The sequence below is a fragment of the Staphylococcus sp. NWU MK-U1 genome, assembly GCF_033283505.1.
GTDB lineage: Bacteria > Bacillota > Bacilli > Staphylococcales > Staphylococcaceae > Staphylococcus > Staphylococcus haemolyticus.
On sequence record NZ_JAVSMG010000001.1, the window covers coordinates 462664 to 479621 of the forward strand.

The 16958-nt window shown below is 31.5% G+C and carries 11 protein-coding genes and 2 pseudogenes; 4 read left to right on the plus strand and 9 right to left on the minus strand.

From position 1 onward, the window contains the following. Positions 1 to 315 precede the first annotated feature (315 nt). The 4 genes from SBL16_RS02375 to SBL16_RS02390 all read right to left on the minus strand — a co-directional run bounded on the left by SBL16_RS02375 (position 316) and on the right by SBL16_RS02390 (position 7352). Entirely contained in the window at positions 316 to 1548 is a 1233-nt protein-coding gene (locus SBL16_RS02375; protein WP_011276509.1) for a NupC/NupG family nucleoside CNT transporter, read from the minus strand. A 220-nt stretch (positions 1549 to 1768) separates the two neighbouring features. Further along, complete coding sequence (locus SBL16_RS02380) at positions 1769 to 3937, minus strand: bifunctional glycosyltransferase family 2 protein/CDP-glycerol:glycerophosphate glycerophosphotransferase (protein WP_107611948.1); 2169 nt, start codon at positions 3935 to 3937, stop codon at positions 1769 to 1771. Positions 3938 to 3956: 19 nt separating this feature from the next. Then, positions 3957 to 5456, minus strand: coding sequence for a glycosyltransferase (locus SBL16_RS02385; RefSeq protein ID WP_107611947.1), 1500 nt, complete (start codon positions 5454 to 5456; stop codon positions 3957 to 3959). Between the two features lie 168 nt (positions 5457 to 5624). Continuing rightward, a complete protein-coding gene (locus tag SBL16_RS02390; protein ID WP_107613328.1) occupies positions 5625 to 7352 on the minus strand; it encodes an ABC transporter ATP-binding protein in 1728 nt (575 codons plus the stop codon). Between the two features lie 140 nt (positions 7353 to 7492). Here SBL16_RS02390 and pbp4 point away from each other — a divergent pair. Further along, positions 7493 to 8785: pseudogene (pbp4, locus tag SBL16_RS02395) on the plus strand (penicillin-binding protein PBP4). A gap of 187 nt (positions 8786 to 8972) precedes the next feature. On the opposite strand, the gene tagD reads toward pbp4, so the two are convergent. From tagD to SBL16_RS02415, 4 genes are all read right to left on the minus strand, one after another. Beyond that, positions 8973 to 9371: a glycerol-3-phosphate cytidylyltransferase gene (gene tagD / locus SBL16_RS02400; protein ID WP_011276515.1), complete on the minus strand. Its 399-nt coding sequence runs from the start codon at positions 9369 to 9371 to the stop codon at positions 8973 to 8975. Positions 9372 to 9469: 98 nt separating this feature from the next. Continuing rightward, complete coding sequence (locus tag SBL16_RS02405; RefSeq protein WP_107611945.1) at positions 9470 to 10534, minus strand: glycosyltransferase family 2 protein; 1065 nt, start codon at positions 10532 to 10534, stop codon at positions 9470 to 9472. Next, entirely contained in the window at positions 10531 to 11619 is a 1089-nt protein-coding gene (tarB, locus tag SBL16_RS02410) for a teichoic acid glycerol-phosphate primase TarB (RefSeq protein ID WP_107611944.1), read from the minus strand. Before tarB ends, SBL16_RS02405 begins: the two co-directional genes overlap by 4 nt. 109 nt (positions 11620 to 11728) lie before the next feature. Continuing rightward, entirely contained in the window at positions 11729 to 12541 is an 813-nt protein-coding gene (locus SBL16_RS02415; RefSeq protein ID WP_037548273.1) for an ABC transporter permease, read from the minus strand. A gap of 326 nt (positions 12542 to 12867) precedes the next feature. Here SBL16_RS02415 and tagH point away from each other — a divergent pair, with 326 nt between their 5' ends. The 3 genes and pseudogenes from tagH to SBL16_RS02430 all read left to right on the plus strand — a co-directional run bounded on the left by tagH (position 12868) and on the right by SBL16_RS02430 (position 15716). Next, entirely contained in the window at positions 12868 to 13662 is a 795-nt protein-coding gene (gene tagH / locus SBL16_RS02420) for a teichoic acids export ABC transporter ATP-binding subunit TagH (RefSeq protein ID WP_053041177.1), read from the plus strand. Positions 13663 to 14072: 410 nt separating this feature from the next. After that, positions 14073 to 14435 (plus strand): DUF2294 domain-containing protein, encoded by a 363-nt coding sequence (locus SBL16_RS02425; RefSeq protein ID WP_233641300.1) that lies wholly within the window; start codon positions 14073 to 14075, stop codon positions 14433 to 14435. 254 nt (positions 14436 to 14689) lie between these two features. After that, positions 14690 to 15716 (plus strand): annotated as a pseudogene (locus SBL16_RS02430) (NAD-dependent formate dehydrogenase). A 442-nt stretch (positions 15717 to 16158) separates the two neighbouring features. On the opposite strand, the gene tarA reads toward SBL16_RS02430, so the two are convergent. Further along, a complete protein-coding gene (gene tarA / locus SBL16_RS02435; protein WP_107611943.1) occupies positions 16159 to 16920 on the minus strand; it encodes an N-acetylglucosaminyldiphosphoundecaprenol N-acetyl-beta-D-mannosaminyltransferase TarA in 762 nt (253 codons plus the stop codon). Positions 16921 to 16958 lie beyond the last annotated feature (38 nt).

Here is a 16958-nt window from a genome sequence, read left to right on the forward strand (position 1 = left end):
TTACTTTGTCAATTACATTTGCTATAATGTGTATAACTTCTTAATAAGAGAAGTTATCTCCTTTGTGTTGTTTATAGTAACAAAACAAATTTTGCTCGAAGTACTGTGACAGTACCTAGTCCTTACCGTTACAAGTACATTAATATTCATTTCCCATAAAAACCAAGTATATAGAGTGTCTCCTCACCCTACATACTTGGTTTTTATCATGTTAACTAAAATCTACTGAAATAATTCAAAAAAATCGTGGAATAAAATTCAAATTGAATGATGTTCCACGATCCTTTTTAATTGTTAAACATGTTATGTATCTTCTTACCAAGCGAATAATCCGACAAATGCTGCAGTAAGTAATGATACTAATATGCCTGCTAATAACATCATTGGTACGTATTTAGATACAAAATCTGATGTTTTTTGATCAACAATCCCTTTTAATGTTCCGACAATCATTCCGATTGTAGAGAAGTTAGCAAATGAAACTAGGAATGTTGAAATAACTGCTCTTCTGTGAGGGCTATATGAATCAACGACTTTACTAATTTCACCCATAACTACAAATTCATTAGTAACAATCTTCTTAGCCATTTGTTGAGCAACAATCCATGCTTCTCCCCATGGCAAACCAAGTAAAAGTGCAAATGGATACATGAATAAACCTAAAATTTGATTTAAACCGAAACTACCTTTTACGCCTATCCATCCACCAACTAGACCTGTAATTAAGTTTATAAAGCGATCAATTAAGTCTGCTAAAGCAACAAAACTAATTACAAATGCAATAATGATTAATACTAATTTACCTGCATTAAGTACAGAATCACCTAAAAATGAGAAGAAAGGTTGACGTTCTACCGTTTCATTATTTTTGATGCTATAAATGATGTCTTCTTGTTCTTCAACACTTACCGGATTCAAAATTGAAGATACAATTATCGCATTAATAATATTTAGCGGTATCGCTGTTAATACGAGATCACCCGGTATCATTTGAACGTATGCACCAACAATAGCTCCAGAGATTGAACTCATTGACATCATAGCCACTGTTAATACACGCATTTCATTCATACGTTTCAATTGTTCGTTTGATACAGCTAAAGCTTCAGTATTACCTAAGAACATCATTTCGATGCCAAAGAATGATTCAAATTTAGGCTGACGCGTAATTTTCGCTAGCACCCAACCAATACCACCTATAATTTTAGGTAAAATATTGAAATACATTAATACGTCAAATAATGGTACTACAAGTAGAATTGGGAAGAGTGCGCTAATCGCCATATCCATCTGTTTACCGCTAGTGAAACTGCTGAATGCAAATCCTGTTCCAGTATGTGCTGATTGAATTACCCATGCGATTGCTGAAGCTAATCCTTCTACAATCGTTCTCCCAATTTGGAAATAGACGAAGAACCATGCTAAAAACAAGTTTAATACAACAAGAATTAAAATAGATTTCCATTGGATGTTTTTGCGATCTCTTGAAAATAAAACTGCAATTCCCAAAAACGCAAGTAATCCAATGATGTTAACCAATAAAAACATAAGGCACCTACCTGATTAATTTTTTATGACATTAATGTCATAGCATGTCTATACAACAGAACCGTACTTTATTCACTAATTAACCCCAAAAGTTCCGTTAATAATATATTTTTAATTATACCATGAGGTAATGTTCGAGAAAATAAAGATTTTTCTAATAGTACAATAGAAAGCACTAGAGTTAAACTTACTACTCTAGTGCTTTCTACTTTCATTTTAATTATGATTTTTTCTCAATATCTTTATAAATATAATCACCAATATATTGAGATGCTTTTCCATTTTCTATAGAACAAAAATCATTATAAAATGCTTCTATCTTATCTTGATATTTCACTTTATGTTGATCAATTTGTTTTAACTCTTCAGCTAATTTAAACTCGTCTGTAATAATTTCACCTGGTAGGTCGTTCATGTAATCCATGTAGAAACCACGAAGTCCTTTATCATATTTTTCTATATCGTATGCAAAGAAAAATTGTGGACGCTTCAAGATACCAAAGTCAAACATAACAGAAGAATAATCAGTAATTAATGCATCAGAAATTAAGTATAATTCCGAAATGTCATTATAATTTGATACATCAATTGCAAAGTCATCATATCCATGTAAATCTAAAGCATTCGCAATTAGATAATGCATTCTTAATAAGATGACATACTCATCTCCTATTTCTTTTTGAAGATTGGCTAAATTAATTTTCAAATCAAATAAGTATTGTCCCTTTTTCACAAACTCATCGTCTCTCCAAGTTGGAGCATACATGATAACTTTCTTATCTGCAGGTAAATTCAAGTCACGCTTAATTTGTTCAATATATTCAGTGTCATTTTGACGGTTAACTAATACATCATTTCTCGGATAACCAATCTCCCAAATACGGTCTTCATCCATCCAAAATGCTGATTTAAAAATATCAGAAGAGTATCTATTTGGTGATACTAAACGATCCCAACGTGATGCTTCAGCATAGAAGTTCTTCTTATAGTTTGCAGTTGTCGTGCCAGGCATTCTAACCACTTTCATATCATTAGCTAAACGTTTTAATGGTGTTCCGTGCCAAGTTTGGATATACATTTGATTCTCTTTTTTATTTAAATATAAAGGTAATCTAGCGTTTGTAACCCAATATTTCGCTTTAGCATAGGCATCATAATAAGCTTGAGATCCTTTTTTCACTTTAGTAGCATTACCTGGAATATTGTTATTTTCTGGTTTTGAAAAGACCCAAATATAATTTAAATGAGGATAATGTTTTTGCATGTATTCATAAATATATTTAGGACTATCGCTATAATTTTTACCACCAAACGCTTCAAATACAATTGTGTTCGGGTCAACTAAGTCTTCATTATCAATCAGTTGATATTTTGAGCGTTCTTTCATCTTGCTATTTAACACAATATTTTTAACTAAACGCGTTTTATTTCGTAAGTCATTAACATATTTGGCATTTTCAACATCATCCATTGATAAGAATAATATTTCTAAATTGTATAATACTTTCCCATCTTTTAGGATGTTCCATTTTAAAGCTTTAACAATTTTAATAAGCGCATCTTCAAGTGACACATATCGAGATTTTATATCTCTAAGTGCAGGATCGAATCCACTTTTAATTTCATTTTTCATTCGTTGAATTAGGAAATTTTTAATTCGCTTATCATTCGTTCTTTGCATAGCATCAAAGAAACTATTAACATGATCTTCAAATTTATTTGTAAAATCTTGATCACTTAATGTATTACCATAAAATGGATCATATACCTCACCACGATAATAGAATGGGAAGTTGGTAATTCTAACAAAACGCTCCGCATATTTTAAATACTCAAGCACAAATGACGTATCAGCATAAATATCTAATGATTCATTAAATTGAATCTGATGTGCTTTAATAATGGCATTTTTAAATAAAATATTACATGCTGATTCTTTTCTCAAGATTGCATTTGGACTTTTTTGATGAGAAGCATATTGCAAACGCACTTTATCTTTATCTACATACTGTGGTCGTTGACTTCTAAATTTATGAATTGGTGCAATCAGTGTATCTAAACCATTCACATGTTGAAGATAGTAATCAACAGCATATGAGGCCAATTGATCATCGGCATCTAGGAATAGTACGTATTGACCATGTGCTTGTTCCAAAGCTACATTTCGTGCATGTGCGTGTCCAGTATTCTCTTGCAATTGAATGAAGTGAACGTCTTTATCATATGATTTTAATGCTTCTTGTAAGATTTCTGTTGAGCGATCAGTTGATCCATCATCGACAACAATAATGTCAAAATCTTGATTTCTCTGGCTTTTCAAACTGTGAATACACTCACTAATATAATCTTCATTATTAAAATACGTAATAATAATCGATAATTTATTCAATATATTTCTCTCCAATTTTCTATTTATTCTCCGCATGTGTTACGTCATCGATGAGTGATTGATAATTGTTTGACGCTTGTTCTACACTAAATTTTTCACTTAATTTTACATCTTTGAAATGAATATTTCTAGCCATTTCCATTGCAACCGCAAACCCTTCGATGTCATCTTTTTTCACAAGTATACCATTTTCATGATTAGTAATTAACTCACTCGGTCCATAACGTACGTTATATGAGATAACAGGGCAACCATAATTAATACTTTCCATAATTGATAACCCAAAGCCTTCATACCGACTTGTCAATAGTGAAGCTATCACTTTTGAAAAGACTTCTTTAGGATGATTAGTGTGTCCTTTGAATATTACTTTATCTTCAAGTTGAAGTGTTTTAACCAATTGCTTCAATTTGTTTAAATTACCCTCTTTATCTTTTCCATATACAAGCAACTTAGATGAATAACCTTTTTTCAAATAAATATCAAACGCTTTGATAATATGATCAATTTGTTTTTCTTGAGCCAATCTACCAATATAGCAAAATTGATCTTCTACATCATCTCGACTATACGATTGCGCTATACTAACAAAATGAGGTATGACATCTATTTTATTATCATCTATACCAAATTGTGATTGAATATCATGTTTTTGGTATTCTGTTAAAACTATATATTTATCGATTATTTCTTGTTTATCTAGTGCTAATTTATATGAATGACGAACTCTATTCCCTTGTAAATGATTGCTATGAAACATTAATATGCGCTTAATGTCATTTTCACAATCAATCAATGGTCTGTCGAGTAAGCGTGCATCATTAAATACAACACTTCCATTAGGTAAAACATGATTATAGTAATAAGTAAATAAAGCTTTTTCATTATTAAAGGTGCGCGGCTCACCGTGCATTGATAGATGTTGAATATCAATCAATTTGTTCTCTTCATCGTTCGTAAAATGTTTCTTTAAGTACACGTTACCCTTTTTATCATAATATTCTTCCATTGTTTTGATTGCCGTTACATCATCAAAGTAATCAATTTTATGTAATCTGCCATTTAGCGTGAATGCCTTACGTTTAGATACCTTTTGTGAATTAGGATTGATTGTATCTTCAAACTTCATAACCTGTCTATTCGCATAGTATTTGCGAAATAACACATAAACATTATATTTATAGTATTTTACGTTATCGTCTTCTTGAATGGCCTCTAACCCACGTATTTTAACTTTAGTTTGAATTGGTAACTTTCTAAATAATCTGGGTTCAACTGGTTCCTCTAATAAATTATAATTCGCAAGCCAATCGTATATGTTGTCTAATTTTGTATTCTCGGTTATTAATTCTTTATTTCTAAAAATTCGATATACATTTTTATAATTAGCGTTATAGTTCGTCGTTATAATTGTAGAAGTTTCTCCCAATTGAGTTTCTAAAAACTTTACTCTATGTAACAATGATTTAGTTCTTCCACCATGTGTAGGAGGTAAAGTGGAAGTTATTGTATATAACATAATTATGCTCCAATCTTAAGTTTTAAAGTGTGAGACTGTATACTCACATACGTCATTTAATTATTGATGATTATTTCACAGTTAACTACATAAGACAAAACATATCCTTCATTTTTCTTATTAAAAAAGTAGTTGGAACTAACATAAGTCCCAACTACCTAATATTCATTACTCGGTTAAATTTTGAGTAGTAACAAACTGATGGTATTTTTCGTGATTTTGCATTAATTCAGCATGTGTTCCTTCACCTGTTACCTTACCTTGATCTAGGAATATGATTTTGCCTGCTTTTTTTATAGTTGAGAGACGATGTGCAATAACAATAGTTGTTCTTCCTTCCATAAGAATTTCTAATGCCTCTTGAATTTTTTGTTCGCTCTCACTATCTAAATTTGCGGTAGCTTCATCTAATAATAAAATATCAGGATTTTTCACAAAACTGCGTGCAATATCGATACGTTGTCTTTGACCGCCAGATAACTTCAGACCACGTTCACCTACTAACGTGTCATAGCCATCATCAAACTGCATAATAAAGTCGTGACAATTCGCTAACTTAGCATACTTAACCAATTCTTCATCCGACACTTCACGGTTTATACCATATAAAATATTGTCACGTATCGTACCACTCATCATAGAATTCGATTGCATTACATAACCAATCTTGTTTCGCCAATTTGTAATTGGAACATCATAAATACTTTGCGTTCCATATTTAATATCTCCAGATTCAATGTCATACATACGTTCAATCAAATTAAAAATTGTACTTTTTCCTGAACCCGACGGACCAACAAATGCGCTCACCTCTCCTTGAGGTATACGGAAAGATACGTTGCTAAGAATCGTTTTAATATCATATTTAAAATCAACATTTTCAAATGACAATTCGCCATCGTTAATTGAGATATCTTCTATAGGTTGTAAATCTTCCATTGGTTCAATAGGTTCTTGCATGATTTCAAAGATTCTACTACTTGCACCAACTGCCTTTTTATAATCTGTAACTAAGGTTGAAAGATTCATTAATGGCATCGATAACTGCATCACATAAAAAATCATCGCAATTAACGCACCAGCTGTTATCGCACCTGTAGCTATTCTTATCGCACCGAAACCTAATATAACTGCAATCATTAATAACATAATCACACTTGAAATAGGTTGAATGACAGCTGTAATTTTTGCTTGTCGCAGACCTAAATTATAAATCTCACGTAAATTACTATGCGCGTTATTTAATTCTTGTCTTTCTGTATTCGATACTTTTACTAAACGCATCTCAGTTAACACACGACCTAGCAAACCACTAAAGTTAGCAATTTCAGTTTGTGTGTTCATTGATATCTTTTGCATTTTGCGACCTAATGGAATCATTATTGCCATAAATATCGGAATTGCAAAAAATGTTAATAATGTCATTTGCCAGTCCATAATAAACAACATAACTATGGATCCAATGAGTGTAATTACTGCGGGAAGTAATTGTGGCAATTTCTGTGAAATAAATTCATTTATAACCTTAGTATCGTCTGTCAAACGACTCATTAACTGCCCACTTTCATTCTTATCGAAAAAAGGCATTTTTAATTTAATGATATGTTCCCAAAGTATTGATCGAATATCGTAAATCATTTTTTCACCAATTTTACTTAGTAGATAAATACCAATACCACTTAGTAGTGCATTAGCTATAAATATTCCTGCAAATAAAAGAACGATATTCCAGTTGATACTACTTGTTGAGAATTTATCAACTAATCGTCCGGTAAATAGCGGAATTAACAGACCACTAATACTCCCTAGCGAAGAAATAATGATTGCCGCAATAATCAGTCCATATGGCCACGACAATCGTTTAAATAAGAAAAATAACGGATTTTGTCCTTTCATAAATTAGCCCTCTTTTTATATTCATTTTAAAAATTTAATTATCTTATTTTCCAAGTATAAAGCTTTAACAAATAAATTCATATTATCAAATTTATATGATAAAATATTTTAGTTGAAATTTTGAAAAAGGAAAGATAAGAATGAAACGAAGCTTAATAATTACCTTTGCTCTACTTTTAACCATTGTTATTATAGCACCTAACTCCTACGCTTCCGAATATGAACCAACACCTACTGAAATTGCTAGACAATATGGTTACCCGAATGTAACAGATGCCTATCAACCTGAAGGTAGCATAAATGTAAGTCAAACCGGGCAAATTTTGTACGACTATCAATCTAACCAAAAATGGTACCCCGCTTCAATGACGAAGCTAATGACAATGTATCTTACACTTGAAGCCGTGAATAAAGGTGAGCTTTCTTTAAATGACAAAGTACATATTACGGACAAGCATTATCGCATGTCAACTTTACCAGAATTAAGTAATACGAAATTATATGCTGGTGAAACATATACAATTAGCGAGCTACTCCAAATTACAGTTTCTAACTCAAGTAACGCTGCAGCTTTAATTTTAGCTGATGAGGTTTCGGGAAATGTGAATGATTTTACTGATTTAATGAATAAGAAAGCTAAAGCATTAGGCATGTCAAACACACATTTCGTAAACCCAACAGGTGCTGAAAACAAGCAATTAAAAGAATTTGCGCCATCAAAATATAAAAACCAAGACAATACTACTTCCACTGCGAAAGACTTTGCAATTCTAGATCACCATGTTATCAAAGAGACTCTTAAGATATTACATTTCACTAAACAACTTGCTCCTACACAACACGGTGTCACATATTATACATTCAATCATTCATTAGAAGGAGCCAAAATGAGTTTGCCAGGTACAGATGGTTTAAAGACTGGCTCAAGTGATGTTGCAGATTATAATCACACGATTACAACTAAACGTAACAACTTCCGCATTAACCAAGTTATTATGGGAGCAGGAGATTACGTGAATTTAGGTGGAGAAAAGCAACGTAATATGATGGGAAATGCCATGATGAATCGTTCTTTCGATCAATACAGTTATAAAAAGGTACTTTCAAAAGGCACACATAAAATCAATGGCAAAAAATACTATATCAAAGATAACTTATATGATGTAGTACCTTAAGGTATGAATAAAAAAGATTATAAATTTATCGTTAAAGATGGTTCAATTCATCTTGACTACAATCGCCAATTTCTTACAAAAGATGATGGACCTCCAAAAGTTGAAGTAACGAAACCTCTATTGCACAAAGCAAATACCATTGCTCAAACGACGTGGAAAGAGCATCCAGTGGTTACCTTTGTCGCATTAGCATTATTAGCAATTGCATTTATACTTATTGTACGTTCAATTATTCATTTATTATTTAAACGTAAATAAAGTGATAGATAACTCTTTGACTATATAGTAACAATATCTTTTACTTTTAGAATTACTTTAAAGAACTGCTATAGAGATGTCATCCCAGGAACGCGAAGCAACTTAAGTTATACAAAGAAGCCAGCAAATGAACTCATAAAAATTCATTTGCTGGCTCTTTTAATAGGATTAAAACCTTATATTTTAATTATTTAGCATCTTTGCCGTATAATTCCTGTTTAATCTTAGTTGTTGAAATACCTTCAGTACGTTTTAAGTATACGACTTCACATTTATCTTTTAAGAAGTCGAATTCACCTTCCCAGTCATGTCCCATTACAAAGACATCTACTTCAAAGCGATCCACGTCGATTTCTTTTTGACCCCAATCATTCTCAGGAATAACTAAATCAACATAACGAATTGATTCTAACATCATTTTACGTTGTTCATAATCATAATATGACTTTTTATTCTTAATTTGATTGAATTCATCTGAAGATAAAGCAACAATTAAATAATCGCCCATTTCACGCGCTCTTCTTAGTAATTCAATATGACCATAGTGTAATAAGTCATAAGTACCATAAGTAATAACTCTTCTCATAAACGCTATCTCCTTAACATAGTTTTTAACATTTTTTCATAATCTTAATTTAGCATAAATAAAATTTACATACCATTAATTTTATAAGTTATACTACACTATCTCTTTAAAGTACGCTTAACTAACTGTTTACTGCTAAATGCAAATTTTTTGGGCATAACTTGTGCTTGAAAACGAAAATATCCTGGTCTTCCAATACCAACATCGATAAGTGTTTGACGCCACTTCTCGTAAGTATCACGTGTCCAATTTGTTGCACCTTGCTCAACTGCTTGAATGATTCTAAACAGCGCATCGCCTGAGTAATTCGTATGTTGCATATCTTTAATGTAATGCGTGACCTTATCAATAAATTCGGGTGTAACTTTACTACATTTTAATAAGTAAGCTTGAATAAGATAACTAACAATTAAATCATCCATTCGATAACTATAGTATGCTTTCTCATTTGTTAAAAGTAGCATCTCCATGACGCGCTGACGTACTCGTCGAGCATCTTCAATATAAGATATAAATGTATCAGCTCGTTTATCTGTGATTGAACCTTCTTGGTCATTATAGCCATATATAATGAGTGGTAGTAATTGGATATCACGCGCGGTTAAATAAGCTCGTGTGACAAAGGTATGCTCTTCACAAAATACAACGTCTTCATCAAAACGTAATGCACTAAATTTAGAATTAAATAATTTTCCACCAGGCCCAATAGATTGCAAAATTTCAGGCGCTTGAGCTAAAGATACTAGTGATTCACGATTCATTTCCTCATGTGTAGGTACAATTTTCCAATCTCCTTGGACACCTCTACCAATTTGACCAATGACGATATCAACCTCTTGATTACGTTCATAGTAACCTATCATCTTATCTAGTCTACCCGGTAAAAATTGATCATCTGCATCTAAAAACATAAATGCTTCAACATCATCAGACATTGCAGCTAATCCAAAATTTCTACTTGCAGCTGCACCTTGATTATCTTGATTGTAAATCATGATATTTTTAACTTCTTTTTGTAATTGAGTGAGCTCATGTCTCGAATGGTCTGTAGAACCATCATTTACACAAATGATTTCAACCTCATGTGTTGTATCGATAGATTTGATTGCTCTACGTATTGTCTTTTCTGCATTATATACAGGTATTATGATAGCTATTTTCATCTTTTCACCATCTTTTCAATAAATTCTGTAACGCGTCGAACACTATCTTCACGATTATACTTATGCCAATTTTTAAATAAAGGTTTGAACAAGGCAATATCATTTCTTATTTTTAAAATTAATTCTTCTTCTGTTGTTACTTTATATTGTTGTGGAATTGCTTTATAAAATTGGTTTAAGCCACGAATTTTATCATATTTATGCTCGTCGTACACATAAAATAATGTTGGTTTGTCTAATAAACTCGCCTCAATAGGTAGTGAACTATAGTCACTAATAATCACATCCGCCATAATCATCAATTCTTGTGTAGTGGCTATAGATTGACTTTTTGAAATAGATGGATGTAATTGATTAATCAATGTGTACTCAGGTAGCGCTTCTTCAAAGCGAGCAACATCTAATTGTCTATTGTTTTCAGAACCTTCACGATAAGTAGGAACATAGACCACCAATTTTTTATGAATATTATAATGCTTTTTCAAACGTTCTTGCTCGGCCTTAAGATTGAATTTTAAATATTGTGATATACGTGGTAAACCGAGTGGCAATAATTGTTCTTCAGTAGCTTCAAATGACTCTTTAAAACATGTTCCCATCTCTTTACCACCAATAAGATAATAATCAGTCGCTTGATACACGCGTTGATATTGTCTAACCATAGTTACATTAGTCAAATCAACTTGATAATCAGTCAGCCCAAAATTTTTCAGTGCGCCAGATGCATGCCACGTTTGAATAATCGTTTGTGCCTTCTTCTTAGTATAACCACCTAGCATTAAATAATACGTATCGATTAAAATGACTTTTGAACTACTTAATGCTTTTATATGTTTGACGATATATTTGTTTCCTGCTGGTATGAAAGTAATGTTGTTAAGATGTTTCAGCCTATATTGTTCTTCAAATTTTGCAATTACAGTTATTTTGTAACCTTTATTGTCTAATTCGTTAATAATCGGAATGACATCTTCAGGAAATGTCATGAGTACCGTAATTTGCTTTTTATCAACTTGTCTCCCTTTGTAAATAAAATTCAATAATGTAATCATCAACATATATACTTTTTTAATAATTAGTCGCATACATTTACCCCTCATATTTTCATTATAAAAATTATAAATCAAAAATTGTCATTATGCTGTATACACAAAATCCTTGATAAACGCATCAACATTTATCAAGGACTTTAAATTATAAGAAATCTGCGAAATGATCGCGATATCTTCGATGTAAAATTGAACCTAGCACAAAGAAAATTAAAATAACTATCACGTTATAAATTAATAATTTCCAATGTTCTATAAAGTACCATTCGTGGAATAAAATTGCTGCACGATATGATTCAGCCAAGAAATAAACTGGATTAAATTTAATAATTTCACCAATTGTTCCACCAATACCTGAATCTTTAGGTACCCATAGAATTGGAGACATATAGAATAAAATTCTTAGCAAAGCCTGCATGATCATTTGTGTATCCCGCACAATAATGCCGAGTGTCGACGTAAATAATGCAACAGATGCTGTAAAGAAAAATGTCATTGGTACATAAATTAATAATTGTACAATATGAATTGAAGGGAAAATACCATTAACGATACAAATTCCTATAATAATTAACAATAAACCTATATGACCATAAAAACGACTGGTTACAGTGTAAGTAGGTATGATAGAAAGTGGGAAATTCATCTTCGCCACTTGATTAAACTTCATAGATACTGATTTAGTACCTTCAAGAATACCTTGGTTTACGAAGAACCACATACTAATCCCTACAAGTAGCCAATAAATAAAAGGTATGCCATGAATAGGTTGGTTACTTCTAATCCCCATACCAAATACAAACCAGTAAACCATGATTTGTAATGCTGGATTCAGTAACTCCCAAGCTACACCAAGATAGTTATTCGTATTCGTTATTTTAATTTGGAATTGTGCAAGTCTTTGTACTAAGTAAAAATTCTTGATATGTTCTTTAAAAACAGATCCTACTGCCGACATTGAAATTAACCACGCTTTCAATTAAATATCCACAATGTGTTTACATTTTTTATTTAAAATTAGGATAACTACATTATATATAACAATTTCTGAAAAGTTTAATATAATTATTACGTACATATAGTATTATTTTATATTGTAGAGAAGATTACTAGAAAATAAGAACCATAACTATGGACTTAATTTTCCAAAAAAAGTAAAATCTACTTATTGTTTACAAAAAGTTATTCAAAATCTCTTATACACTTTACACTAGGTTAATAAATTTAACAACTATTGTATGATGTATTATAATCTATATAAGTATTTATAAGGAAGGAAATATCATGAGCGTATCTGTAAATATAAATAATGTGACAAAAGAATATCGCATTTATCGTAATAATAAAGAACGCATTAAAGATGCCTTAATCCCTAAAAATAAAAATAATACATTTTTCGCTTTAGATGATGTCTCTATAACAGCTCACGAAGGTGATGTCATAGGTTTAGTCGGCATTAACGGCTCAGGTAAATCTACATTAAGTAATATGATTGGCGGTTCTATTTCCCCTACTTCTGGAAATATTGAACGTAATGGTGAAGTCAGTGTCATCGCAATCAATGCAGGTCTGAATGGTCGTTTAACTGGTGTAGAAAATATCGAATTTAAAATGTTATGCATGGGATTCAAAAGAAAAGAAATCAAGCAACTTATGCCTCAAGTTATAGAATTTAGTGAACTCGGCGAATTTATCCATCAACCTGTTAAAAATTATTCAAGTGGTATGCGTGCTAAATTAGGATTCTCGATTAACGTTACAATTAATCCTGATATTCTAGTTATCGATGAAGCTTTATCAGTTGGTGACCAAACGTTCACTCAAAAATGTTTAGATAAAATTTATGAATTCAAAGAAGCGAATAAAACGATTTTCTTCGTAAGTCATAATATTCGCCAAGTCCGTGAATTTTGTACTAAGATTGCTTGGATTGAAGGCGGAAAGCTCAAAGAATACGGAGATTTAGAAGAGGTTCTTCCTAAATATGAGCAATTCTTAAAGGACTTCAAGAAAAAATCAAAAGCTGATCAAAAAGCTTTTAGAAAACAATTAGACGAAAAACGTTTTATTGTGAAATAAAATATAAGATGATACACAAAGCATTTGGAAAAACTTTATATTAAAAGGCTACATTGCAAATGCACAGTCGCTGACTAGAACTGAGAATATGCTTTAAATCAAGCTTTTCTCAGTTCTAGTCTTCTTTTTGGGCGGAGCAGTATTTCACTAAGAAATTCTTCAAGTTAAATAAACTGGGGACAACGCATTCAGAAGAATTTTGTTCCAATCGCTTTCTACCAATTTATAATCAATTTGATTTATGTAACTCGTTAAATTTAATCTAATCAATTTTCAAATCACATAAGAATGAATAAATACTCAATTTTTTAAAAAATATCATTAATCTTGTGAGTTAAATACTTTAAAAATTAAACTATCCGTTATACTATAAATATAGACAGTAAATTTTATTGCTATAGTTAAAGAAGGTGACGATTATAGCCTCAAATAATAAGACACAACAATTTGCGAATTTGGTGCGTGCTTATAGAAAATCATATATTGGTAAAGGTCCAGAAAATATTAAAGTTTTCTTTAAGGATAATTGGGCTATATGTCATATGACCGGTAGTTTAAGCAAAGTTGAGAATTTTTATTTGCAAAACAAAAATTTCGAGAGTATGCTTAAACAAGGACGTACAGAAGAAATAAAAGATTTATATAAACGTCAACCTCCCACAGAAATGGAAGAGCTTGTTGGCGCTAAATTTGTGAAATTATTTACTGACCTTGACTTAGAAAACGATGAAGTAATTTCAATTTTTGTTTTTGATCAATCAATTGAAGATTAATACTTCAATTTTATATATGATACATAATTTAATAACATTGAACATTAAAAGATGATGCAACATTACACATCATTATTTTATGGGATTGGTGTAAGGTACTCGGTGCTGTTTGCTAACCCTCTCTATTGAATTTTTATTCACTTAAAGGAGGTGGTTACGCAAATCAAGTATCGAGTTTTTTTAACGTTATAAGTGCTCTCAACACAGAATTACTAGAAAAACTAGAAAAATTCTAAATTTAGGAGTGTATATTTATGAAAATAGTAGCATTATTCCCAGAAACAGATAAAGGTTTAGATAATCAATTACTTAACACTGAAAAAGCAATTGGTTTAAGAGAATTCTTAAAAGACACTGAACATGAATTAGTTATTTTAAAAGATGGTGAAGAAGATTTAGACAAACACTTAAGTGATATGGATATTATTATAAGTGCACCGTTCTATCCTGCTTATATGAGTAAAGAACGTATTGAAAAAGCACCAAACTTAAAATTAGCGATTACTGCTGGTGTTGGTTCTGACCACGTAGATCTTGAAGCAGCAAGTCAACATGATGTTGGTGTTGTTGAAGTAACAGGTAGTAATACAGTAAGTGTTGCTGAACATGCAGTTATGGATCTATTAATTGTGTTACGTAACTTCATGGAAGGTCATCGTCAATCTGTCGAAGGCGAATGGGACTTATCTAAAGTAGGTAACCAAGCACGTGAATTACAAAATAAAACAATTGGTATTTTCGGCTTTGGTCGTATCGGTCAATTAGTAGCCGAACGCTTAAAACCATTTAACGTTACAATTCAACATTATGATCCAATCAATCAAAAAGACAATGAAAATTCTAAATTTGTTGACTTCGACACATTAATTAAAACTAGTGATGCCATTACAATTCATGCACCACTTACACCTTCAACAGATAACTTATTTGATGAAGACGTTTTAAGTAAAATGAAAGAAGGAAGCTATTTAGTAAATACAGCACGTGGTAAAATTGTTAACACTGAAGCTTTAGTACAAGCTGTTAACAGTGGTCACATCCAGGGATACGCTGGTGATGTATGGTACCCACAACCTGCCCCAGAAAATCACCCTTGGAGAACTATGCCAAGAAACGCTATGACCATTCATTATTCTGGTATGACTTTAGAATCTCAAAAACGTATTGAAGATGGTACAAAAGATATTTTTAAACCGCTTCTTTAATAACGAACCTTTCCAAGATAAAGATGTTATTGTTTCTAGTGGTAAAATCTCTAGTTCAAGTTACACTGCTAAATAATAGCATTTATACACGTTAAAAGTTTAATCATAAGCACAACGCTTAAAATAGACCTTGATTATTCGTAAAGATTTCTTATTAGAGCAAGTTATATAGTATTACAAGACTATCCCTGAATTCATGTATGCCTATATTTGCTTAATCTCATTTATAGTAGAAAACAACCCTAAAAATTTAAATATAAAATTTATCTAAGTGTTATAGCTTGTTAGGTGTCAGAATAGACTTAATAAGTTTGAAAACACGCATATCTTAAATGAAAAAATATATACTTCGATTTATCCCTGTTCAAATCGAAGCTCGGTAAAGATCAAAAATCATAACATGATTTGCAATCACAAAAATAGTCATCATCACATATTATCCCTGTTCAAATGTGATGATGAATTGTTCTCCCCCTTAAACAAAATAGGAGAAGATGGTAACCCCTGACCATCTTCTCCTATTTTTTCTTTTTCATTTTTCTTTCTACTTTAAATACTTTAAACATAAATTTAGGTATACTACTTAAACGTCCAATACGCTTCCAATCTATTAACAAACGATAAACCCATTCGATATTGAGTTTGATAAATAATTTTGGTGCACGCTTTTTAGTACCACTAAATATTTCAAATGATCCTCCAACGCCCATCAATACTGTTTGATTGAATATGTGACGATACTTTTGAATCCATTCTTCTTGTTTAGGAAAACCCATTCCCACAAAAATATAATCAGGATTAAAACGCTGGATACGTTTGATAACTGTTTCATCATTTAAGTTAATATAGCCATGGTGATAATCAAATTCAGCTTGAGGATATTTATGACGTAAATTATCACATGCCAGTTCTATAACTTCACTTTTTGCTCCAAGTAAATAAACCTTTTGGTAATTCGTATGTGCGATTTTCAAACAATGATCCATCAATTCAATTCCAGGCACACGTCTCTTTAATGGTGTTTTCAAACGATTAGAAGCTTTAATGACACCTGTACCATCTGGAACGACATAATCCGCACTATTAATCAGCTGTTTATAACTCACGTGTTCCGTTGCATAATCAACAATTTCAGGATTAGCAGTCACGATAAATAAATTGTCTTTAGCATCTTGAGCGAAAAATGACTTAACGTACTCAATCATCTCAATCATAGTTACATTGTCAAATTGAACACCTAAAATATCTACTTTGTTTGTTGTTTCTTTTTGATTATGCATTTAAGCATTCTCCTTACTGTCCATACAATTTCATATGC